This is a genomic window from Streptomyces sp. NPDC050418, from assembly GCF_044458745.1.
In the GTDB taxonomy this organism is placed as follows: domain Bacteria; phylum Actinomycetota; class Actinomycetes; order Streptomycetales; family Streptomycetaceae; genus Streptomyces.
This window is the reverse complement of record NZ_JBITIG010000009.1, coordinates 268,394-290,301: the sequence shown is the minus strand read 5'-3', so window position 1 is coordinate 290,301 and position 21,908 is coordinate 268,394. Positions and strand designations below refer to the sequence as shown.

The 21,908-nt window shown below is 70.6% G+C and carries 22 protein-coding genes and 2 tRNA genes; 11 read left to right on the top strand and 13 right to left on the bottom strand.

The annotated features are described in order from the left end of the window. Nucleotides 1–219: 219 nt before the first annotated feature. The 4 genes from rsrA to ACIBI4_RS23540 form a co-directional block, all read right to left on the bottom strand. Nucleotides 220–531 carry a mycothiol system anti-sigma-R factor gene (gene rsrA / locus ACIBI4_RS23555; RefSeq protein WP_399205962.1) on the bottom strand — a complete coding sequence of 104 codons (312 nt, stop codon included), beginning with the start codon at nt 529–531 and terminating at the stop codon, nt 220–222. Beyond that, a complete protein-coding gene (locus ACIBI4_RS23550; protein ID WP_399205961.1) occupies nt 528–1,187 on the bottom strand; it encodes a sigma-70 family RNA polymerase sigma factor in 660 nt (219 codons plus the stop codon). The genes rsrA and ACIBI4_RS23550 overlap by 4 nt, the downstream gene beginning before the upstream one ends. A gap of 225 nt (nt 1,188–1,412) precedes the next feature. After that, nucleotides 1,413–2,060, bottom strand: coding sequence for an alpha/beta family hydrolase (locus ACIBI4_RS23545; RefSeq protein ID WP_399205960.1), 648 nt, complete (start codon nt 2,058–2,060; stop codon nt 1,413–1,415). Nucleotides 2,061–2,084: 24 nt separating this feature from the next. Next, on the bottom strand, nt 2,085–2,825 hold the full coding sequence (locus ACIBI4_RS23540) for a M50 family metallopeptidase (RefSeq protein ID WP_399205959.1): 741 nt from the start codon (nt 2,823–2,825) through the stop codon (nt 2,085–2,087). A gap of 49 nt (nt 2,826–2,874) precedes the next feature. On the opposite strand from ACIBI4_RS23540, the gene ACIBI4_RS23535 reads away from it, so the two are divergent. From ACIBI4_RS23535 to ACIBI4_RS23520, 4 genes are all read left to right on the top strand, one after another. Beyond that, entirely contained in the window at nt 2,875–3,690 is an 816-nt protein-coding gene (locus ACIBI4_RS23535; RefSeq protein ID WP_399205958.1) for an SOS response-associated peptidase, read from the top strand. A 112-nt stretch (nt 3,691–3,802) separates the two neighbouring features. Continuing rightward, complete coding sequence (gene aroA, locus ACIBI4_RS23530; protein ID WP_399205957.1) at nt 3,803–5,131, top strand: 3-phosphoshikimate 1-carboxyvinyltransferase; 1,329 nt, start codon at nt 3,803–3,805, stop codon at nt 5,129–5,131. Nucleotides 5,132–5,144: 13 nt separating this feature from the next. After that, nucleotides 5,145–6,155 (top strand): ribosome small subunit-dependent GTPase A, encoded by a 1,011-nt coding sequence (gene rsgA, locus ACIBI4_RS23525; protein WP_399205956.1) that lies wholly within the window; start codon nt 5,145–5,147, stop codon nt 6,153–6,155. A gap of 186 nt (nt 6,156–6,341) precedes the next feature. Beyond that, the gene (locus ACIBI4_RS23520; protein WP_399206088.1) at nt 6,342–6,665 is read left to right on the top strand and encodes a DMT family transporter; all 324 of its coding nucleotides are present in this window, start codon (nt 6,342–6,344) and stop codon (nt 6,663–6,665) included. A 57-nt stretch (nt 6,666–6,722) separates the two neighbouring features. Here the strand turns inward: ACIBI4_RS23520 and ACIBI4_RS23515 are convergent, their stop codons facing one another. Then, nucleotides 6,723–7,328, bottom strand: coding sequence for a TetR/AcrR family transcriptional regulator (locus ACIBI4_RS23515; protein WP_399206087.1), 606 nt, complete (start codon nt 7,326–7,328; stop codon nt 6,723–6,725). Between the two features lie 132 nt (nt 7,329–7,460). Between ACIBI4_RS23515 and hisN the strand changes: the two genes are divergently transcribed. The 6 genes from hisN (at nt 7,461) to ACIBI4_RS23485 (ending at nt 12,435) form a co-directional block, all read left to right on the top strand. Then, the gene (gene hisN, locus ACIBI4_RS23510) at nt 7,461–8,261 is read left to right on the top strand and encodes a histidinol-phosphatase (protein WP_399205955.1); all 801 of its coding nucleotides are present in this window, start codon (nt 7,461–7,463) and stop codon (nt 8,259–8,261) included. A gap of 166 nt (nt 8,262–8,427) precedes the next feature. Further along, nucleotides 8,428–8,832, top strand: a complete 405-nt coding sequence (locus ACIBI4_RS23505) for a cyclic nucleotide-binding/CBS domain-containing protein (RefSeq protein ID WP_399205954.1) — start codon at nt 8,428–8,430, stop codon at nt 8,830–8,832. A gap of 127 nt (nt 8,833–8,959) precedes the next feature. Beyond that, nucleotides 8,960–9,376 (top strand): Fur family transcriptional regulator, encoded by a 417-nt coding sequence (locus ACIBI4_RS23500; RefSeq protein ID WP_399205953.1) that lies wholly within the window; start codon nt 8,960–8,962, stop codon nt 9,374–9,376. Between the two features lie 202 nt (nt 9,377–9,578). After that, entirely contained in the window at nt 9,579–10,403 is an 825-nt protein-coding gene (locus ACIBI4_RS23495) for an ABC transporter ATP-binding protein (protein ID WP_399205952.1), read from the top strand. Continuing rightward, nucleotides 10,400–11,266 carry an ABC transporter permease gene (locus tag ACIBI4_RS23490; RefSeq protein ID WP_399205951.1) on the top strand — a complete coding sequence of 289 codons (867 nt, stop codon included), beginning with the start codon at nt 10,400–10,402 and terminating at the stop codon, nt 11,264–11,266. Before ACIBI4_RS23495 ends, ACIBI4_RS23490 begins: the two co-directional genes overlap by 4 nt. Nucleotides 11,267–11,298: 32 nt before the next feature. Continuing rightward, nucleotides 11,299–12,435 (top strand): ABC transporter substrate-binding protein, encoded by a 1,137-nt coding sequence (locus ACIBI4_RS23485; protein ID WP_399205950.1) that lies wholly within the window; start codon nt 11,299–11,301, stop codon nt 12,433–12,435. Nucleotides 12,436–12,496: 61 nt separating this feature from the next. On the opposite strand, the gene ACIBI4_RS23480 is transcribed toward ACIBI4_RS23485, so the two are convergent. From ACIBI4_RS23480 to ACIBI4_RS23465, 4 genes are all read right to left on the bottom strand, one after another. Further along, nucleotides 12,497–12,570 (bottom strand) — tRNA-Met (locus ACIBI4_RS23480). Nucleotides 12,571–12,639: 69 nt separating this feature from the next. Next, nucleotides 12,640–14,487 (bottom strand): tetratricopeptide repeat protein, encoded by a 1,848-nt coding sequence (locus tag ACIBI4_RS23475; protein WP_399205949.1) that lies wholly within the window; start codon nt 14,485–14,487, stop codon nt 12,640–12,642. Between the two features lie 276 nt (nt 14,488–14,763). Then, a tRNA-Met gene (locus ACIBI4_RS23470) sits at nt 14,764–14,837 on the bottom strand. A 48-nt stretch (nt 14,838–14,885) separates the two neighbouring features. Beyond that, nucleotides 14,886–17,798, bottom strand: coding sequence for a UPF0182 family protein (locus tag ACIBI4_RS23465; protein ID WP_399206086.1), 2,913 nt, complete (start codon nt 17,796–17,798; stop codon nt 14,886–14,888). Between the two features lie 199 nt (nt 17,799–17,997). On the opposite strand from ACIBI4_RS23465, the gene ACIBI4_RS23460 reads away from it, so the two are divergent. Further along, nucleotides 17,998–18,555, top strand: coding sequence for a PPA1309 family protein (locus ACIBI4_RS23460; protein ID WP_399205948.1), 558 nt, complete (start codon nt 17,998–18,000; stop codon nt 18,553–18,555). 61 nt (nt 18,556–18,616) lie between these two features. On the opposite strand, the gene ACIBI4_RS23455 is transcribed toward ACIBI4_RS23460, so the two are convergent. The 4 genes from ACIBI4_RS23455 to ACIBI4_RS23440 all read right to left on the bottom strand — a co-directional run bounded on the left by ACIBI4_RS23455 (nt 18,617) and on the right by ACIBI4_RS23440 (nt 21,900). Beyond that, entirely contained in the window at nt 18,617–19,705 is a 1,089-nt protein-coding gene (locus ACIBI4_RS23455) for a PDZ domain-containing protein (RefSeq protein WP_399205947.1), read from the bottom strand. A gap of 57 nt (nt 19,706–19,762) precedes the next feature. Next, a complete protein-coding gene (locus ACIBI4_RS23450) occupies nt 19,763–19,951 on the bottom strand; it encodes a hypothetical protein (RefSeq protein ID WP_399205946.1) in 189 nt (62 codons plus the stop codon). A 164-nt stretch (nt 19,952–20,115) separates the two neighbouring features. Beyond that, nucleotides 20,116–20,577: a molybdenum cofactor biosynthesis protein MoaE gene (locus tag ACIBI4_RS23445; protein ID WP_399205945.1), complete on the bottom strand. Its 462-nt coding sequence runs from the start codon at nt 20,575–20,577 to the stop codon at nt 20,116–20,118. A 216-nt stretch (nt 20,578–20,793) separates the two neighbouring features. Continuing rightward, the gene (locus ACIBI4_RS23440) at nt 20,794–21,900 is read right to left on the bottom strand and encodes an SDR family oxidoreductase (RefSeq protein ID WP_399205944.1); all 1,107 of its coding nucleotides are present in this window, start codon (nt 21,898–21,900) and stop codon (nt 20,794–20,796) included. Nucleotides 21,901–21,908 lie beyond the last annotated feature (8 nt).

Below are 21,908 nucleotides of genomic sequence, written 5' to 3'. Positions count from 1 at the left end.
CACCCGTACAGGTTCCGGAGAATAGAGCGGCGGGCGGTGCCAGGGGGACGGGATCGGGGGAATCAGCCGGTCACGAGGGCGCGGATTAGCGCCAACGGGTGACAGACGGCCGCGGCTTCCCTGGAGGGAGGCCGCGGCCGGTCAACTGTGTGGTATTGGACGCCAGTTCGCGTACGCGAGGCAGCCGGGCGTCATCGGCCGGGCAGGTGCCGACAGGTGCTAGGCCTCGGCTGGACGGTCCGCCGACACCGGCAGATCGTGCTCCGGCACGGCCTGGCCCGAGCGGATCAGGTCGATCCGGCCCATGACCTTGGCGCGCAGGTCCGAGGGCACGTCGTCCTGCCCGCAGCACCGCTTGACCAGCTTCTTCACGGCCTGCTCGAGCCCGTACTTCTCCAGGCACGGGGAGCACTCCTCGAAGTGCACCTCGAACTTGGTGCAGTCGGAGTCGGGCATCTCGTGATCCAGGAACTCATAGAGATGGTCCAGGACCTCGGAGCACTCCGTCTCGTGGTGCTCTCCGCAGCTCATGAGCCCGAGCCTTTCGTTCCGTTCGTCGCATCCGACGCACCCGCGGGTACGAGTCCGCGCTCGCGCGCGTAGTCCTCGAGCATGCCCCTCAGCTGGCGCCGTCCCCGGTGCAGGCGGGACATCACCGTACCGATGGGTGTCCCCATAATGTCCGCGATCTCCTTGTACGCAAAGCCCTCTACGTCCGCGAGATACACGGCGATGCGGAACTCCTCGGGGATCGCCTGCAGCGCTTCCTTCACGTCCGAGTCCGGCAGGTGGTCGAGCGCCTGCGACTCGGCGGAGCGCAGCCCCGTGGACATGTGGGACTCGGCGCGCGCGAGCTGCCAGTCCTCGATCTCCTCGGAGGCGCTGCGCAGGGGTTCGCGCTGCTTCTTGCGGTACGAGTTGATGAAGGTGTTGGTGAGGATGCGGTACAGCCACGCCTTGAGGTTGGTGCCCTCACGGAACTGGTGGAAGGACGCGTACGCCTTGGCATACGTCTCCTGCACCAGGTCCTCCGCGTCCGCGGGGTTGCGCGTCATCCGCAGCGCGGCGGAGTACATCTGGTCGAGAAACTCCAGCGCGTCCCGCTCGAAGCGGGCGTTGCGCCGGGCCGTCGACTCCGCTGCGGTGTCCTCCGTGTGGCCCTCGTCGGTACCGGTGACCGGACCCACCTCCTCAAGCGTCGTCGCAGAACCGAGTGCGGCCCTGCCCGAATCGGAGGATAGACGACCAACCGGTCCGCCCGCCGCCCGGATAGGGGCGGTCTTGGCCGCGGCCAGCAGCTCCCGCTCCATGTCGGAGGCACTGGTGCGGCTGGGGCAGGCGACAGATCCCATTACGGCGAACACCTTCCACTTCGTCTTGTACCGACGCCTTTCACAACCCTCGTAGAGCGCTCAACATTCCCGCAGCCGCTTGATCCACTCGATGACCGCCTGTGTGATGAGTCCCACTGCCTCGTCCTGTCCGAGCTCGGCCCGCTTCGGAATGCCGAAGCTGTGATCGCCGTACGGGATCCCGGTCAGGTCGTACGTCCCCTCGGGGAACTCCTCGGGCTTCCCGAAGGGGTCGTTGCCGCCCTGCACGACGAGCGTGGGGACGCCGGCGCCCAGGAGCTCCTCGGCGCGGGACTTCTCGGGCCTGCCCGGCGGATGCAGCGGGAAGCTGAGCGCGAGGACGGCGGCGGCGCCGAGTTCCTGCGCGGTGCGGCAGGCGACACGGGCTCCCGCGCTGCGGCCGCCGGAGATGACGGGGAGCTTCTTCTTCGCGAGCGCGGGCCAGATCCCCCGCCATCCGACGTCGAGCGTCCTGGGCGCGGGCGCCACCTTCTTCCCGGCCACGCGCCAGGGCTGCTCGACGAGGGCGACGGTCACGCCGTGCTGCGGGAGTTCGGCGGCGAGGGCCTGCAGATCCCGGGCCTCGATGCCGCCCCCGGCGCCATGGCTGACGGCGAGCACGAAGTCGGCGTTCTTGGCGCGGTGCCAGGTGATGCGGGCGGTCCCGGCGTCCGTCTCGACGGTCTCGGTGGTCTTGGTGGTGGTCACCCGCTCATCTTCGTACGGGCGGCGTCACCAGCCGAGCAGCCACCGCCCGCCGCCTATCAGCGAGGCGAGCGAGACCGCGTGGAAGAAGAAGAACCAGAGCGCGGCCGGTACGTGGGTCAGGCGGGACAGCTGGTCGGCGTCCGAGTCGGGCGCACCCCCGCGCCGGCGCTTCGACTGGAGCTCGAACGCCGGGCGGACACCGCCGAGGAGCAGGAACCAGACGACGACGTACGCGAAGGCGGCCTGGACGTCGGGGTTCGCGAGCCAGGAGATCAGCAGGAACGCACCGCCGGTGACGATCACCGTGACCGCCCCGTACGCGTTGCGGATCATCACGAGCATCGCGACGAGCAGCGCCGTGGCCAGCCACAGCAGGGCGGTGATGTGGTTCGCGGCGAGCAGCCACGCGCCGCCGAGGCCGAGCAGCGGAGGTGCGGTGTAGCCCGCGGCCGCGGTGAGGATCATGCCGATCCCGTGCGGCTTGCCGCGGCTCACCGTCAGCCCGCTGGTATCGCTGTGCAGCCGGATCCCTTCGAGCTTGCGGCCGGTGAGCAGCGCCACGAGCCCGTGGCCGCCCTCGTGCGCGATGGTGATCGCGTTCCGCAGGATCAGCCACAGCTGACGCGGCAGGATCGCGCCGAGCGCCACCACACCCGTGACCACGACGAGCCACTGCTCGGGGTCGGGCTGGGTGCCGAAGACGCGGTCCCAGAGGTCGGCCAGGGACGAGGCGGCGACGGTGGCCGGTGCGGCGAGGCTGTGCATCTGCGGACCGGGCTCCTCTGGACGGGGGTGATCTGGCAGTGTGGCACGTATGTGCGGACGGTATGCATCGAGTCGTAAGCCCGAGGACCTGGCGACGATCTTCGAGGTCGAGACGTGGGACCCCGAGGAGACTCTGGAGCCCGACTACAACGTGGCCCCCACCAAAGAGGTCTACGTCGTACTCGACCGTCCTGTGAAAGACGCCGAGTCCCCGCGTCCGGTTCGCCAGCTGCGCAAGCTCAAGTGGGGGCTCGTGCCGTCGTGGGCGAAGTCGCCGGAGGGTGCCGCGCGGATGATCAACGCGCGCGCGGAGACGGTTCACGAGAAGCCCTCGTACCGCAAGGCCTTCACCTCGCGGCGCTGCATCATCCCGGCGGACGGCTATTACGAGTGGGTCACCGCCGCATCCGAGCGCGACCTGGAGGTCGAGGGCAAGAAGAAGCGGCCGCGCAAGCAGCCGTACTTCGTGACGCCGGCCGACGGTTCGGTCTTCGCGATGGCGGGCCTCTACGAATTCTGGCGCGACCGCACGCTCGCCGACGACCACCCGCTGGCGTGGTGGGTCACGTGCTCGGTCATCACGACCGAGGCGGAGACCGGCCCGCTGGGCGTCGCCCCCGCGGAGGGCCCGCAGTCCCTGGCGGACATCCACCCGCGCATGCCCCTGATGCTCACCCCGGACCGCTGGGACTCCTGGCTCGACCCGTCCCACACGGACCTCCACGACCTCCAGCCGCTCCTGGCCCCGCCCCCGGAGGGCCTGATGCGGGCGTTCCCGGTGTCGACGGCGGTCAGCAATGTACGCAACAACGGGCCGGAGCTCCTGAAGGAGCTGGAGGGGCCGGAGGAAGGGACGCTGTTCTAGTTCCGGCTCCGGGCCCGGCTTCTGGTTCCGGCCAGCTGGTTTCGGACCCACCCGCACCCCCACCGGCCCGCGCCCGAAAACGCACCCCACCCACCCCCACTAAAGTGGGCGCATGACCGAAACCCCCGCGCACACCACCCTCTGGCCCGCCCCCCACGCGAGCGGCGCCATCGACACCACGGTCCACGTGCCCGGATCCAAGTCGGTCACCAATCGCGCCCTCGTCCTGGCCGCCCTCGCCGCCGAGCCCGGCTGGATCCGCCGTCCGCTGCGCAGCCGCGACACCGTGCTCATGGCGGAGGCCCTGCGCGCCCTCGGCGTCGGCATCGAGGAGGGCGTCGGCCCCGACGGCTCCGGCGAGGCCTGGCGGGTGATCCCCGCGGGCCTGGCCGGGCCCGCCACGGTCGACGTCGGCAACGCGGGCACCGTCATGCGCTTCCTGCCCCCCGTCGCCACGCTCGCCGACGGCCCCATCCGCTTCGACGGCGACCCGCGTTCGTACGAACGTCCGCTGCACGGCGTGATCGACGCCCTGCGCGCGCTCGGCGCCCGCATCGACGACGACAGCCGGGGCGCGCTCCCCCTCACGGTCCACGGCAGCGGGGCCCTCGAAGGCGGCACGGTCGAGATCGACGCCAGCAGTTCCTCGCAGTTCGTCTCCGCCCTGCTCCTGTCCGGCGCCCGCTTCAACCAGGGCGTCGAGGTACGGCACACGGGCGAGCGGCTTCCCTCCATGCCGCACATCCGGATGACCGTCGACATGCTGCGCGCCGTCGGCGTCCAGGTCGACGAGCCCGAGACCGGCGGCGAGCCGAACGTCTGGCGGGTCACGCCGGGCGCCCTGCTCGGCCGCGACCTGGTCGTCGAGCCGGACCTGTCCAACGCGCAGCCGTTCCTCGCCGCCGCCCTGGTCACCGGCGGCCGCGTGACCATCCCGGACTGGCCCGCGCACACCACCCAGCCCGGCGACGCGCTGCGCGAGATCTTCACGGAGATGGGCGGCAGCTGTGAACTCACCGACCAGGGCCTGGTGTTCACCGGCTCCGGCCAGATCCACGGCATCGACATCGACCTGAGCGAGGTCGGCGAGCTGACCCCCGGCATCGCGGCCGTCGCGGCCCTGGCCGACTCCCCCTCCACGCTGCGCGGTGTGGCGCACCTGCGGCTGCACGAGACGGACCGCCTGGCCGCGCTCACCAAGGAGATCAACGAGCTCGGCGGTGATGTCACCGAGACCGCCGACGGACTGCACATCCGCCCGCGCCGCCTGCACGGCGGGATCTTCCACACGTACGACGACCACCGCATGGCCACGGCCGGCGCGGTGATCGGTCTCGCCGTGGACGGCGTGGAGATCGAGAACGTGGCGACCACCGCGAAGACCCTGCCCGACTTCCCCGCCCTGTGGACCGGGATGCTGACCGGGGCGGCCGGGGCGTAGGGGACACAGCGCCATGCGTCGCTACGGCAAGCACACCGACGAGGACGACATCCGCCAGCGTCCGGGCCGCAAGGGCACCCGGCCGCGGACGAACATCCGCCCCAAGCACGAGGACGCGGCCGAGGGCATGGTCCTCACCGTGGACCGCGGCCGGCTCACCTGTCTGGTCGAAGACCGCGCGGTCATCGCGATGAAGGCCCGTGAGCTGGGCCGTAAGGCCGCGGTGGTCGGCGACCGGGTCGCCCTCGTCGGTGATCTGTCCGGCAAGAAGGACACGCTCGCGCGCATCGTCCGGATCGAGCAACGCAGCTCGGTCCTGCGCCGCACGGCCGACGACGACGATCCGTACGAGCGCGTGGTCGTCGCCAACGCCGACCAGCTCGCCATCGTCACGGCCCTCGCCGACCCCGAGCCGCGCCCGCGCCTCATCGACCGCTGTCTCGTCGCCGCGTACGACGCGGGCCTCGAACCGCTCCTCGTCCTCACGAAGTCGGACCTCGCGCCGCCGGACAAGATCCTGGAGTCGTACGGGGCGCTCGACTTCCCGCATGTCGTCACCAGCCGCGAGGAGCTGGAGAACGGCGATGCGGCCGAGCGCGTACGGGAATTCCTCGCCGGTCGTACGACGGCCTTCGTCGGCCATTCCGGCGTGGGCAAGACGACCCTGGTCAACGCGCTGGTGCCCGAGGACCGCAAGCGCACCACCGGCCATGTCAACGCGGTCACGGGCCGCGGCCGGCACACCACGACCTCCGCGCTCGCACTGCCGCTGGCGGGCGCGGGCGGCTGGGTGATCGACACCCCGGGCGTACGGTCCTTCGGCCTGCACCACGTCGACCCGTCCCGGGTCATCCACGCGTTCCCCGACCTGGAGCCCGGCACCGAGGGCTGCCCGCGCGCCTGCAGCCACGACGAACCGGACTGCGCGCTCGACGCCTGGGTCGAGGAGGGGCACGCGGACCCGGCGCGGCTGTACTCGCTGCGCCGGCTGCTCGCGACGCGCGAGCGGCGCGACGGGGACTGAGCGCCGCGGCGGGCCAGGACTGGCCGGGGGCGGGCCGGGGCGGGCTGAAAGACCTCGCCTCCGCGCCGACTTTGCCTCAACTTTGTTTGCGCGCGCTGCGTCCCGGTAAGTGCATAATCGCACCAAGCCTGAGCAGTGCCGAGCGAGACAGACGACGCGGTCGACGAGTTCCTGGAGGCGTACACCATGGCGTGGCTGCTGGTCATCGTCGCCGGACTGCTGGAAACCGGCTTCGCCGTCTGCCTCAAGCTGTCGCACGGATTCACCCGGCTCTGGCCGACGATCTCGTTCGCCGCCTTCGCGCTCTCCAGCTTCGGTCTGCTCACCCTCGCGCTCAAGCGCCTGGACGTCGGCCCGGCGTACGCGGTGTGGACGGGCATCGGGGCGGCCGGCACCGCGATCTACGGCATGATCTTCCTCGGCGACGTGGTCTCCACGCTGAAGCTGGTGTCGATCTCCCTGGTCATCGTGGGCGTCATCGGCCTCCAGCTGTCGGGGAGCGCGCACTGAATCGGTCGGGGAGCGCGTACCGCATCGGTCGGGGAAGCGCGCACTGAGGCGGTGAGCTCACCGCCCCGCCTGCCTCGCCGCCCCCTCCAGCGCCTCCCGCACCAACCGCCCCACCCCGCCGTCGCCCGCGGGCGCCAGCACGCACGACAGGGCGAGGCGCAGGGCGAGTTCGCACTCGTGGCGCGTCCGTAACGCCTCCTCCTTCGCGAGCCCTGGCCCGCCCCGCAGCGCCGCCGCACGCTCCCGTACGAGCGCGACGAGTTCGGCGGGCGTCGGCAGCGGCCCGTCGGCGCGGCGCTGGGCGGGCACCGTGGACGTCGACGGCACCGCAGCGAGCCCGGGCGCGGGGAGCCGCGGGCTCCAGCAGCCGGTGAGGACAGCCCGTATCACCGCGTTCGTACGGGCTGAGCCGACCGTCCACTCGGCGAGCGAAGGCAGCCCTCCCTCGGTGAGCGCCCGGTCCGCACCGGCCAGATACGCGTCCGTCTCACGCCGTACGAGCGCGCGGGCGAGGCCGTCCTTGGAGCCGAACTCGTTGTACAGGGTCTGCCGCGAGACCCCGGCGTCGGCGGCCACGTCGACCATCCGGACTGTCGGCCACGGTCTGCGCCGGAGCGCGGTGGACGCCGCTTCGAGCAAGGACTCCCGTGCTGCGGGCATGATCGCCTCCCCTGCAGGGCTGCTATGGGGAGCGTTGACGCGCCTCTGCGTACTGTCAAGAGGGCGCGGAAGCCCCGGAGCCACGCGTCCAGGGGTCCTGTGGTCCCCGGCGGACGCGATCGCTACTGTTCGACCATGCCCGACTACCACGATGATCTGCGTCTCGCCCATGTCCTCGCCGACGCCGCGGACCGCACCACCATGGACCGGTTCAAGGCCCTCGACCTCAAGGTCGAGACCAAGCCGGACATGACGCCGGTCAGCGAGGCGGACAAGGCCGCCGAGGAGCTGATCCGCGGCCAGCTCCAGCGGGCGCGGCCGCGCGACGCGATCCTCGGCGAGGAGTACGGCATCGAGGGCACGGGCCCGCGCCGCTGGGTGATCGACCCGATCGACGGCACCAAGAACTACGTCCGCGGCGTGCCGGTCTGGGCCACGCTGATCTCCCTGATGGAGGCGGGCGAGGGCGGCTACCAGCCCGTCGTCGGGGTCGTCTCGGCGCCCGCGCTCAACCGCCGCTGGTGGGCCGCGAAGGGCGCGGGCGCGTACACGGGACGCAGCCTGTCCTCGGCGAGCCGGCTGCACGTCTCCGACGTGCGCCGCATCGAGGACTCCTCGTTCGCCTACTCCTCGCTGACCGGCTGGGAGGAGCGGGGGCAGCTCGACGGGTTCCTCGAACTGTCGCGGGCCGTGTGGCGCACGCGCGGATACGGCGACTTCTGGCCGTACATGATGGTCGCCGAGGGCTCGATCGACATCTGCGCCGAGCCCGAGCTGTCGCTGTGGGACATGGCGGCGTGCGCGATCGTGGTGACGGAGGCGGGCGGCACGTTCACCGGCCTCGACGGGCAGCCGGGTCCGCACAGCGGGAACGCGGCGGCGTCCAACGGACTGCTCCACGACGAGCTGCTCGGGTATCTGAACCAGCAGTACTGAGGACGCAAGGGTCAGGAGGCGTGCTTCCCGCACGCCCTCAACTGGCCGCGCACTCCCCCTTGTTGACCAACTCTTGACCTGCCACCCTGAGCCTACCCCCACATTGTGAACTTGTGAATCCATTCTCTAAGAGCGTGGATCCACGACTAGGAGGTGGCTTCAGCCCATGCTCGTCCGTGACGCCATGAGCACGATGGTCCTCACCATCGGCCCCGACCACACCCTCCGCCAGGCCGCCCGGCTGATGTCCGCACGCCACGTCGGCGCGGCCGTCGTCCTCGACGTCGACGCCGACGGGATCGGCATCCTCACCGAACGCGACATCCTCAACTCCCTCGGCTCCGGCCAGAACCCCGACTACGAGACCGCCGGGCGCCACACCACCACCGACGTCGTCTACGCGGCACCGGCCTGGACCCTCCAGGACGCCGCCGAAGCCATGGCACACGGCGGCTTCCGCCATCTGATCGTGCTCGACGACCGCGAACCGGTCGGCATCGTCTCCGTCCGCGACATCATCCGCTGCTGGGCACCCAGCCGACGCCACTCGACCACGCTCGCCGCCGGCTGAGCCCGCCGGGCCGGTCCACCGGCCCGCCGGCCTGCGCTCACCGTCTTGGACCCGGTCCAAGGCGGTGAGCGTTCCAAAGTCATACCCAATCGGGACCAAGGACCCTTGAGCTGTTAGGGTTCGGCCCATGAGTGACCTTTTGGAACGCCTGCGCGGACGCGGCTGGCGCATGACCGCGCAGCGGCGCGTCGTGGCCGAGGTCCTCGACGGGGACCACATGCACCTGACCGCCGACGAGGTGCACGCGCGCGCCGCGGACCGGCTGCCGGAGATCTCCCGGGCCACCGTCTACAACACGCTCGGCGAGATGGTCTCGCTCGGCGAGGTCCTCGAGGTCGCCACGGACCGCCGCGCCAAGCGGTACGACCCCAACGCCCACCGCCCCCACCAGCACCTGGTGTGTGCGCGCTGCGGTGCGATCCGGGACGTCCACCCGGCGGGGAACCCGCTGTCGGACCTGCCCGACTCGGAGCGATTCGGCTTCACGATCTCCAACGTCGAGGTCACCTACCGGGGCATCTGCCCGGACTGCGCCGGCGCCTAGCCTCTCGTACGCCCCGAGCCCCCTGCGTCCCTTACGCAGGGGGCTTTTGCGTGTCCGCGATCTCCCGTGCGCCTCGCCCTCCGTATGACTCCGACCCCTTCCCGAATCTGACGGGTCGTCATATTGTCATCGGCGGCCGAAACCCGTCGCTTCCAGCGCCCGATCCGGAAGATTCCGCAAGGAAATTCCGCAAGGAGATCCCGTGGGAGACCCGCACCCGACCCCACCCCATGCACCCCCGCCACGGACCACCACCCCGCCGCCCAAGCTCCACGCCACCGACCTCACCCGCACCTTCGGACGCGGCCCGAAGCAGGTGAACGCGCTCGGGCCGGTGGATCTCGCCGTCGCCCCGGGCGAGTTCACCTGCATCGTCGGACCCTCCGGCTGCGGCAAGTCCACGCTCCTGCGGATCGCGGCCGGGCTGCTCAGGCCCAGCGCGGGCACGCTGGAGATACGCACGGCCGACCCGCGTCCGGCCGCGATGATCTTCCAGGACTACGGCATCTACGACTGGAAGACCGTCCTCGCCAACGTCCGCTTCGGCCTGGACATCCAGCGCGTCCCGCGCAAGGAGGCCGATGCCCGCGCCCGCGACTGGCTGCGGCGGATGGGCCTGGCCGACTTCGCCGACGCCTACCCCTCCGCGCTCTCCGGCGGGATGCGCCAGCGCGTCGCCATCGCCCGCGCTCTCGCCGTCGAGCCGGAGATCCTGCTGATGGACGAGCCGTTCGCCGCGCTCGACGCCCAGCTGCGCACGATCCTCCAGGACGAGCTGCTGGAGCTCACCCAGACCACGCGCACCACGACCCTCTTCATCACGCACAGCCTGGAGGAGGCGATCGTGCTCGGCGACCGGGTGCTCGTGATGTCCGCGCGCCCCGGCCGGGTGATCGCCGAACGGCGCCCGCCGTTCGAACGGCCGCGCTCCGGCACCGTCCGCGACACCCCTGAATTCACGGCCCTGAAGAGCGAGTTGTGGGAACTCCTGCGTGGCGAGGTGCGGACGGAGGCGGTGCCGGTATGAGTCTCACCAAGACCCCGCGGACCGAGGACGGCCTCCTCGTCCGCAAACCGGGCCCGCAGGAACTGCGGCCCGCCCGCACCTACCGCCGCCGGCGCACCCTGGAGATCTCGCTGGCCATCGCGGTCCCGGTGGCCTTGGTCCTGCTGTGGCAGCTGGCCGCCGTCCAGGGCTGGATCGACGACCGCATCTACCCGGCCCCGCAGACGATCATCGAGGACGGCTGGGAGCGCGCGGCCGACGGCGACCTGTGGCCGGACGTCTGGGCCACGCTCAAGCGCGTCCTGGCCGGCTACGCGATCGGCACGATCGCGGGGTACGTCCTCGGCCTGCTCATGGGCTCGCTCTCGTTGGTACGGGCGGCCCTTGAGCCCCTCCTCGACGCGCTGTACGTCGTGCCGAAGCTGGCGCTGCTGCCGATCTTCCTGAACATGTTCGGGCTCGGCGAGGGACCGCAGATCGCCCTGGTCGCCGCGACCGTGTTCTTCTTCGTCTGGATCTCCACGATGGCCGCGGTGCTCGCCGTACCGTCCGGGCACCGCGACGCGGGCCAGGTCTTCGGGGCCTCGCCCTGGCAGATGTTCCGGCACGTCCTGCTGCCCGCGTCCCTGCCCGCCGTCCTGGTCGGCGCGCGGATCGCGGCGGGCGTCGCCGTCCTGGTGATCGTCGCCTCCGAGTCCATCGCCGCGGACAGCGGTCTCGGCAAGCTGATCTTCGAGTCCCGGGCGCTCTTCCAGAACGACGTGATGTTCGTCGGCATCGTCTGCGTCGCCGTCCTCGGCGTCGTCTTCTCCGAGCTGGTCCGCGTCGCGGGCCGGTTCCTCACCCCCTGGGCGCCGCGCGACCGCGGCCGCGGCCAGTCCTGAGTTCTCTTCTGTGCGTACGGAGGCACTGACCCATGCACCTGCGTAAGACACTCCCTGTCCTGCTGCTCGCGGGCGCTCTGCTCGCGTCGACGGGCTGCGCCAAGGAGGACGACGCGCCGCCCGCGTCGGCCTCCGGGCCGCGTGACATCAAGGCCGTCGAGGGCTGCGGCGAGGGCAGCTGGACGGATCCGGCCGATCTCGCCGAGGACCGCGAGCCCGCACGCTGCGAGAAGGGGGCACCGGCCCCGCAGAAGCTGAAGAAGGAGCGCAAGCTGGTCGTGGCGACCGGCACGCTGAGCGCCGAGTACGTGGCGCCGCTCCAAATGGCCGTCGAGAAGGGCGAGTTCAAGAAGGAGGGCCTGGACGTCGAGCTGAAGGTCCTGCCCACGCCGGACGCCCTGCCGCTGCTCGCCAAGGGCGAGATCGACGTCCAGTGGGCGGCGCCCGAGGCGGCCGTGATGAACGGCATCAACGGCGGCTTCGACATCAAGTGGGTGGCCTCCAACTTCGGCCCCGCACCCGAGTCCAAGAGCGGCCTGTGGGTGCGCCTCAAGGACGGCGAGAGCGCCGAGAAGGTGCCGATGGCCGGCCGCACGATGGGCACGCTGATCGGCAAGGGCTCCGTCATCGCGTACCCCATGAGCAAGGCGCTGACGAAGCACGGCGGCGGGCTCGACAAGGTCGACTTCCGCCAGCTCGGCTCGGCGGACGTGCTGACCGCCCTGGAGAACGGCGGGGTCGACTCGGCCTGGCTGCTCGACCCCGTGTGGAAGAAGGTCGACGGCAACGACACGTTCGCCTTCCTCGGCGGGCAGCCGCTCGGCGAGCCGCTGGGCGGCGCGCTGTTCGGCCCCAATCTGCTCACCAAGGACAAGGACGCCGGGGTGGCCTTCCTGCGCGCCTATGTCCGTACGGTCAACACGTACTTCGCGGACGACTACAAGTCGGACCCGGCCTTCGTGACGGAGCTGGCGAAGCTCCTGAAGATCGACGAGTCGGTGGTGAAGGCGACGCCGTCGCTGCGGATGGACTGGGAGATCCGCAAGGGCACGACGGACCGGCTGCAGGACGCGTACGAGGAGGCCGGGGTCGCGGAGGGTGACCGGGTGCCGGAGTCGGATGCGGTCGACCGCTCGTTCTACGCGGAGGCGGTCGGTCACAAGCTGTGACGGAGCGGTGCGGATACGACCAAGGGCCCGGATCCTGAGGATCCGGGCCCTTGGCCTTCAGTAGCGGGGACAGGATTTGAACCTGCGACCTCTGGGTTATGAGCCCAGCGAGCTACCGAGCTGCTCCACCCCGCGTCGGTGAATATGACTGTACGGGACGGTGGTGGGCCGGTGCAAATTGGTTACCCCGGGGCACCCCGAGCGTCACGCAGTGAGTTCCTGCTGGAGGGCCTCGCTCAGGCGGGCCGCGCGTTCCGTTACCTCCGGCGGGCCGTTCGAGACGGCCTTTGCGCACCACTTCTGTGCCTCGGGGAGATCGCCACGACGCGCGTAGAGCAGGGCCAGGCGCAGGGCCGCGCGGCCGTGGCCCGCGTCGGCCGCGCGCGTCCACCAGACCAGCGCCTCCGGCTCGGCGCCCTCGCGGGCCAGGAGCAGACCGAGGTTGAACGCGCCGCCGAGGCTGCCCGCCTCGGCCGCGGCCCGGTACCAGCGCGCCGCGGCGACCACGTCGTCGCGGGCCGCGGCGAACGTGCCCACCCGGACCTGCGCCCGCCGGTGCCCCAGCTCGGCCGCCCGCTCGTACCACTCCTCGCACTCGGTCTTGCCGCCCGCGGCCTCGCCGAGGATCACGTCCTCGCGCGGCCCGCGGTCGAGCACGGTGGCCAGCCGGTACGCGGCCTCGGCGCTGCCGCCGCCCGCCGCGCAGCGCAGATGGCGCTCGGCGGCCTGCTGGTCACCCTCGCGCAGCAGCACGATGCCGACCTGCAGCGCGGCCTCGGTGTGCCCGGCCGCGGCGGCCCGCTCGTACCACTCGAAGGCGACGGGCTCCTCGTCCCGGCCCGCGTAGAGGATGCCGAGGTTGAAGGCCGCGTCGACGCTGCCCGCCTCGGCCGCCTTGGAGAACCAGGGCTCGGCGCCCGAGGCGTCACCGGCCTGCATCAGCAGGACGGCGAGCGCGTTGGCCGCCTCGCGGTGCCCGGCGTACGCGGCACGGCGGTACCACTGCTCGGCCTGCCGGCTGCGCTTCTGCTCGGCGCAGAGCAGACCGAGGTTGTACGCGCCGTTCACATCGCCCGCGTCCATGGCGGCGCGGTACCAGCGCTCGGCGGTCTGGGTCTCGCCGCGCTCCGCGTGCAGCGCGCCGAGCGCGTTGGCCGCGTTGCCGTCTCCGTCCTGGGCGGCTTTCAGCCACCACACGGCAGCGTTGTCCTCGTCACCCGCGTCGCGCAGCAGGAACCCGAGCGCGCAGGCTGCGCGCGCCTCGCCGTCCTTCGCGGACGTGAGGTACCAGCGGCCCGCCTCCTTGAGGTCGCCGCGGCGCTCCAGGATCGCGCCGAGCTGCAGCGCGGCCCGGCGGTGCCCGCGCGCGGCGGCCTGCCGGTAGAACTGTTCGGCCTCGGCGAGCAGGCTGCCGCCGAGGATCCGGCTGCCGGTGTCGGGTTCGGCGCTCTCGCGCTCCGCGCCGGAATCCGTGGCGGTCGGGACGCCGCGGGTCTCGGCGGCGCGGCGCTCCAGGGCGCGCGCGAGCCGGTAGGCGGCCTCGCGGTGGCCGTGCTCGGCGGCGGCGCGCATCCAGCGCTCGGCGCCGACGTCGCTGCGGTGCTCCAGGAGGTCGGCGAGCGCGTAGGCGCCGAGGGCGTGGCCCTGCTCGGCGGACTGGCGCAGCCAGTACTCGGCGGCGGGCTCGTCACCGCGCTCGCGGTGGTGGCGGCCGAGCGCGTGCGCGGCGGCGGAGGAGCCGGCCACGGCGGCGATCCGCCACCAGCCGGCCGCCTCGTCGGCATGGCCGCGCTGGTGCAGCAGGACCCCGAGATTGTTGGCGGCGGCACGGTCGCCGTCCGCGGTGGCTCTGCGGAGATACGGTTCGGCGCCATCGAGGTCGCCGCGGCGCAGGAGCAGGGAGCCGAGCACGCTCATCGAGGCGATGTCGCCGCATGCGGCAGCCTCGCGATGACGTGCTTCATCGACGGCCGTGGCCGGATCCTCCCGGTCGGCCGACTGCGGAAGTCGCCCTGTCTCCAACAGAGTTGCCCTGTCCCCCATAGTTTCCATCGTCGCACCACCTGCAACCCGGGTACACCTGGTATACCCCGACCCGTGAGGTCACTTCAGCGTTTTGTCGACATGCCCACAGGGAGACAAGTCAAACACAGTTCTGCCAACTCCCCCCGCATGGCGCAGTTGTCACACGCGGGGTTGCCAACTGCCCCCACGTTCAAGGGACATGAGTGCGACGGGCCGGCCGGGTCCCGGACATGAGCGCGGACATGAGCCCGGACATGACGAAGGCCCGGATTCCTTTACGGAATCCGGGCCTAGGTCGTTCAGTAGCGGGGACAGGATTTGAACCTGCGACCTCTGGGTTATGAGCCCAGCGAGCTACCGAGCTGCTCCACCCCGCGCCGTTGTGCCAAAACCGTACCACGGCGCGAGGTGGTGCTCTGACCTGCTCAGTCCTCCTTGCGGGCCTTGCCCTCGGCCTCGACCGCCCGCTGGACGGCCTCCTCGGCCTTCTTCATGGCCTCGTCGTAGCCCGAGAGGTCGCCTTCCTTCAGCGCCTTGTCCGCCTCGTCGAAGGCCTTCTGCGCCTCGTCGAGCGCCTCCTTGACCGTCGGATCGCTGGAGGGCGGCGGTGTGGGCTTGTCCGGGTCCTCCTTGGGCGGATCCTCCGGATCCTGGCCCTGCGCACCGAAGACCGCGTCGAAGCTCTCCGCCAGCGTGTCCCTGAAGACGGGGTCACGCGCGCCCGTGTACGAGACGCCGACCTTCTTCAGAAGCGGATAGTTGGCGCTGCCGCCCTTCACGTAGACGGGCTCGATGTAGAGGAAGCCGTCGTCGATCGGGATCGTCAGGAGATTGCCGTAGACGATGTCCGAGTCGGTGCCTCTGAGGTCACGGACGAAGGTCGCGACCTCGTTGTTGCCGTTGAGCTCGGACTGGAACTGCTGGGGTCCCGGTACGTCCGATTTCACGTTGAGGACTCTTATCGTCCCGTACTCGCTGCTCGTGGCATCGGCATCGACCGCCATGAACGCCTGGAGATTGGGCCGTCCGTTGGGCGTGAACGTGGTCGTCAGCGAGAACTTCTGCTCCAGCTGCTCGGCCGTCTTGCCCTTCTGCGGCATCTTCAGGCTCTGGTAGTACGGCGGGACCGCGTTCTTCTCCTTGTTGGTCGGGTCGTCCGGCACCTGCCAGACGTCCGAACCGGAGTAGAACTGGCGCGGGTCCTCGACGTGGTACCGCGTGAGCAGCTCGCGCTGGACCTTGAACAGGTCCTGCGGGTAGCGCATGTGGTCCTTGAGCTCGGCCGAGATGGCGCTCTTCTTCTCGACGGTGCCCGGGAACGCGTTCATCCACGTCTTGAGGACCGGGTCCTTGTCGTCCCACTGGTACAGCTTCACCGTGCCGTCGTACGCGTCGACGGTGGCCTTCACCGAGTTGCGGATGTAGTTGACCTGGTTCTGCTGGGCCACCACCGCGCGCTGGTTGTTGGCCGCCGTGAGCGAGTCGGCCGTGGTGTCGCCGAGGGTCGTACGGGACGCGTACGGATAGCCGTTCGTCGTCGTGTACGCGTCGACGATCCACTGGATCTTGCCCTTGATCACGGCCGGGTAGGCGTCACCGTCGATGGTCAGCCACGGGGCGACCGCCTCGACGCGCTCCTTGGGCGTGCGGTTGTAGAGGATCCGCGAACCCTCACCGATCGCTCCCGAGTACATGATCTGCGGCTCGCTGAACGCGACCGCGTACGCCGCACGGTTGACCGGGTTGGAGAGGTTGACCCCGCTGTCGCCTTCGTAGCTGGTGGTCTTCTCGCCGTCCGACTCGTAGTCGAGCTCCTTCTGCGGACCGCCGACGATCGAGTACTGCTCGGTCTTCTCGCCGTAGTAGATCCGCTGCTCGTACGAGGGCAGCTGGCCCTTGGTCGGCAGGCCCTTGTCCGTGAAGTCAGGGGAGCCGGCCGGGTCGGCGTTGGGGTCGGTCTCGGTGCCCTTCGCCGTCACCGCGCCGTAGCCGTGGGTGTAGGTGAAGTGGTCGTTGATCCAGTTCCGCTTCGGGATGCCGTCGAGGTCCAGCTCGCGCAGACCGATGACGGTGTCCTGCTCCTTGCCGTCGACGTTGTAGCGGTCGACGTCGAGCGTGGTCGGGAACTGGTAGTACTTGCGCTTGCGCTCGAGCTGGTCGAACGTCGGGCCCACGACATTGGGGTCGATCAGGCGGTAACTGGCCTGTGTGTCGGCCTGCTTGCGCTGGTCGGCCTTGGCGGCGTCGGAGCCACCGGTCTTGCCCTTGCCTCCGTAGTCGGAGATCTGGGTGCCATCGATGTCGTACGCCTTGCGCGTGGCCTCGATGTTCTTCTCGATGTACTCCTGCTCCTTGGCCTGCTCGTTCGGCTCGACCTGGAACTTCTGCACGATGGCCGGGTAGAGGCCGCCGATCAGGATCGCCGAGAGCACCATCAGGCCGAAGCCGATGACGGGGAGCTGCCAGGTGCGGCGCCACAGCGTCGCGAAGAAGAGCACGGCGCAGATCGCCGCGATGCAGAACAGGATCGTCTTCGCCGGCAGATACGCGTTGGCGTCGACGTAGCGCAGACCCGTCCAGTTGCCCGTGGCCTTGAAGTCACTGGACTTCACCGCGAGCCCGTACCGGTCGAGCCAGTACGCCACGGCCTTGAGGGCCACGAACAGGCCGAGCAGCACCGAGAGATGGCCGGTCGCGGCCGAGGTGGCGCGGGCACCGCCGGTGACCCGCAGGCCCCCGTACAGGTAGTGCGTGAGCGCGGCGGCGATCAGCGAGAGCACGGCGGCCGCGAAGCCGAAGCCGAGCAGGAAGCGGTACCAGGGCAGGTCGAAGGCGTAGAACGCCACGTCCAGGCCGAACTGGGGGTCCTTCTGGTTGAACGGCACCCCGTTCACCCACATCAGCCACGTACGCCACTGGCCCGCCGCGGACGCACCGGCGATCAGGCCGACGAGCGCGGTGATCGCGAGCAGGATCCACTTCTTGAACGGGGCGATGCCCATCCGGTAGCGGTCGAGGCTCTGCTGTTCCAGCGACATGGCGCTCAGCGGCGGCCGGAGCCGGTGCGCCAGCCAGATGTTGACACCGACGGCGGCGGCCATGAGCAGGCCGAAGACGGTGAACAGGCCGATCTTCGTCCACAGCGTCTTCGTGAAGACCGACGAGTAGTTGACCGACCGGTACCACAGCCAGTCCGTCCAGAACCCGGCGAACATCACGAACGCCATGGCGAGCACGGCGAGGACGCCGAGCGTCATGAGCAGGGTGCGGACACGCCGGGACGGACGGCCCACTCTGATCCGTGGCCCCGACGGGGGGCCTGAGCCGCGGTCCGGCATCTGGAAAGCCAAGGTGCGCACCTCGAAGTTCGGCGTCGATTTGGGGGCTCCGCGATCGTAGAGCCCACTCGTGCAACTTACTGAAGCTTTACGCAGTTCCCGGACCCGGGTTGGCGTTTCCGATCCGTGATGTGGATTCACGGCGGCCCGGGGCGGCCGGATTCCAGTTCCGGGGTGCGAACCAGGCAGGATATGGCGCATGTCGAATGTTTCTGCCTCCGGCTCCCCGATGGCCGCGAGCCCGCTGACCCGTGCCGTACTCGAAATCGACGAGTACGTGGGCGGTCTCGGCTGGGATCAGCCCGCCCGACTCTTCGCCCTGGTGGACACCGCCAAACTGCGTGCGCAGGAACCGGGTCTGGCCGACCGGCTCGGCCTGACCGGTGAGGAGACGGCCGGTGCGCTGACCCCCATCGAGCAGGACGAACTCCCTGCGGGCGCCCCGCTCGACGAGTTCCTCGGCAAGATCGCCTGGCCTGACGCGGTGGCCGGCTGCGCGCTCACGGTCGAGCGTCTGATGCTGCCGCCGTCGGCTGAGGCGTCCGTGCCGGACGGTCTGAGCGCGGCGCAGCTGACGAAGTGGGTCGACGAGCACCCGGACCGCCAGGAAGTACGGATGACGGTGGGCGTGCTGCGCAAGGGTGGCCGCGAGTCGGCGCTGCGGCTGCGCGCGAAGGACACCCCGACGGAGGTCCTGACCGGCTCGGACCTGGTCCCGGGGCTTGCGGAGGCTCTCGCGGCGACGTTCGCCGACTGAGCCCGGGCCGTATCCCGGTCAGGCCTAGGGCCTGTCCGGCGGATCACGCCTGGGACGGGCCCTAGCTCTTCGAGCAGGACGGCAGATCCGAGGTCTTGCCCTCGCGGATCTTCGTCAGGGAGTCCAGCGCATCGTCGATGGTCTTCACCTTCACGAGGGTGAGGCCGTCGGGGATGTCCTGGGCGGCCGAGGCGCAGTTGGCCTCGGGGGTGAGGAAGTACTCGGCGCCCTTGCTGCGCGCGCCGACGGTCTTCATCTCGATGCCGCCGATCGGGCCGACCTTGCCGCTGTCGTCGATGGTGCCGGTGCCCGCGACGAAGGTGCCGCCCGTGAGGTCCTCGGGGGTCAGCTTGTCGACGATGCCGAGCGCGAACATGAGGCCGGCGCTGGGGCCGCCGACGTCGGCGAGCTTGATGTCGATGGTGAACGGGAACGTGTGGTCGGTCCCGGCCTGGATGCCGACGATCGCCCGGCCGTCCTCGGGCGCCTTCTCGGTGGTGACGGTGACCTGCTCGGTCGCCGTGGCCTCCTTGCCGGCCTTCTCGGCCGCGGCGGCGTCCGATGCGGGGACGATCGTGAAGACGACCTTCTCGCCCGGCTTGTGCTTGGTGACAAGCTTGGCCACGTCGGCGGGCTCCTCGACGACCTTGCCGTCCACGTTCTTGATCACGTCACCGGCGTGCAGGGTGCCCTCGGCCGGGCTGTCCTTGAGGACGCTGCCGACGACGACGCGGGACTTCACGGGGATGTCCAGCTCCCGCAGCGCCGCGACCTTGGCGCTCTCCTGGGACTCGCTGAACTCCTCGGCGTTCTCCTGCGTCGACTCCTCCTCCGTCTTCCCGTCGGGGTAGAGGGTGTCGTGCGGCACCACGAGGTTGTCGTGCGCCATCCAGCCGTAGACGGCCTCGAAGAGGTTCATCTTGTAATCGGCGCTGGTCACACGGACCGTCGTCATGTTGAGGTTGCCGGTCGTCGGGTACGTCTTGTGGCCCGAGATCTGGAGCACCGGCTCGCCGTCGTGCTCACCCAGGGTGTTCACCGTGGGGCCCGGGGTCATCTCCGAGTACGGCACTTTGATGAGCACACCGGCACAGAGCAGCGCGATCAGCAGCAGAGTGGAGGCGAGCATGGTCGCGGTGCGGCGAGGCATGGAACGACAGTACGGGACGCGCCTGTGGGTGCACCCCCGGGGCCGGTCCGTCCGGGGTCAGGCGGCGTCGGTGCCGGTGCCCGCCTTCGCGCCGCTGTCCATGGCCTCGCGGAACCGCGCATAGCCCGCGAGCTCGGTGACATCGCCCGTGCGTCCGGACTTACGGGCGCGCGTGGCCCAACTTCCCCACAGGGCCGCTCCGATCGCGGCGAAAAGCGGAATCAGCAGCCATGCGAGCGACCCCATGCCGACCTCCCGACCCCAACTGTCCGATCACTACTGAGTGATCAGCAGATTAACCATCCGTACCGACAACGCTCGCGGCAGGGGTCGGGTTACGCAACCGGAGGGGGGCCTGCGGGACGAACTCCCGCGCGGAAAGGAGAAATCCCCGCCCCGCGTGCGCGAATTCAGCAGGCGCCGACCCATTCCTCCGTACCGTCGGAGAATTTCTGGTGCTTCCAGATCGGCACCTCGTGCTTGAGGGTGTCGATCAGCTTGCGGCTGGCCTCGAAGGCCTCGCCGCGGTGCGGGCAGGAGACGGCGACGATGACCGCGATGTCGCCCACTTCCAGGTCGCCCACGCGGTGGACCGCCGCGAGCGCGCGCACCGGATAGTCGGCGACGACCTTCTCGGCGATCCGGCGCAGCTCGGCCTCGGCGGAGGGGTGGCACGAGTACCCCAGGGAGTCGACATCGGCGCCCCCGTCGTGATTGCGCACGGTGCCCACGAACAACGTGGTGCCGCCCGCGGCGCTGTCACCGACGGCCGCGTACACCTCGTCGAGGGAGAGCGGGGTGTCGCGGATCGCAAGCAGCCGGATCGGGTCGTGCGCCGCCTGCTCGCCTGGGTGGTCATACCGTGCAGCCATGCCGTCCATGGTGCCGTACGGGTGTGACATCGCGGAATAGCGCATTCGCCCGGGCGCGGGGGGTCGGACTCGGAGGGTCCTACAGGAGGTGGAGGGGGTAGGTGTGCGCTCGTGGCCGGACAGTCCCCTCCCGCCCGGGGGCCGAAGCCCTTTCCAGGCTATCGACGCCCACTGACAACGAGCCCGACCGCGGCGAAGCGCCGCCGCACCGGCCCCTCAGACCCCCCGCCGCTTCCGCGCCCGCCGGACCACCGCCGCCGCACCCAGCAGCGCCACCGTCGCGCCCGCCGCGCCCGCGGCCGTCGCGTCCTTGCGGCCGAGGCGGCGGCCCGCCACGGTGTGGCGGCCCTGGACCTCGTCGAGGAGTTCGGCGAGGACCTCCTCGTTCGTCCACTGCGGCCGCCAGCCCGCGTCGTGCAGCCGGCTGACGCTGACGACCCACGGGTGCATCGTGTACGCGAGGTCGCCCGCCGGGGACGGGGTGAGGCCGATGCGGTGCAGCCGGGCCGCGGCGCCGAGGGCGACCGTGGACGGCAGCTCCATGCGGCGGATGCCGCTCAGCTCCTCGACCTCCTCCTGCTCAAGCCACCCCTCGCAGCCGACGGCCAGCTCGCCGTCGACCTTCTCCAGGACCGCGTACTCCAGCGCGCTGCACAGATCGTCCACGTGGCAGAACTGCCAGGTGGGGCGCGAGCCCGCCACGACAAGGAGGCGGGGCGACTCGAAGTACCTGGTCAGGGCCGTGTCCGTACCGCCGACGAGGACGGCGGGGCGCAGGACCGTGACGTTGAGGCCGGGGTGCGCGCGAGGGGCGCGGCGGGCCAGGCGCTCGATCTCCAGGAGGTCGCCGACGCCCGTGGCCTCCGCGGTGGCCTTGAGCTCGGCGTCCTCGGACAGCGGCAGCTCGTTCTCGGGCAGCGCGCCGTAGACCATCGCCGAGGTGCACAGCACCACGCGGTGCACGCCGGCCGCGGCGGCCGCGGTGAGCACGGTCTGGGTGCCGCGCACGTTGTACGCGGTGCGGGCGGCGGCGTCCGTCTCCAGGTCCAGGTCGAGCGCCAGGTGGACCACGGCGTCGGCGCCGCGGAGCTTCTCGGCGATGGCCGGGTCCCGTACGTCCAGGATGTGCCACTGCGCGGCGGCGCACTCACCGCGCCGCTCGTCGATGGCGATGACCTGCTTGATCTCGTCGGATGCGGCCAGGCGCTCGACGAGGCGCGCGCCCACGCCCATCGCCGCGCCGGTCACGGCGACCACGGGGCCGCGGCCGGCGGGGGTTGAGCCGTTTCGCGCTGCGCGAACCTTCGGATCCGGGGAACTCACCAGGCGTC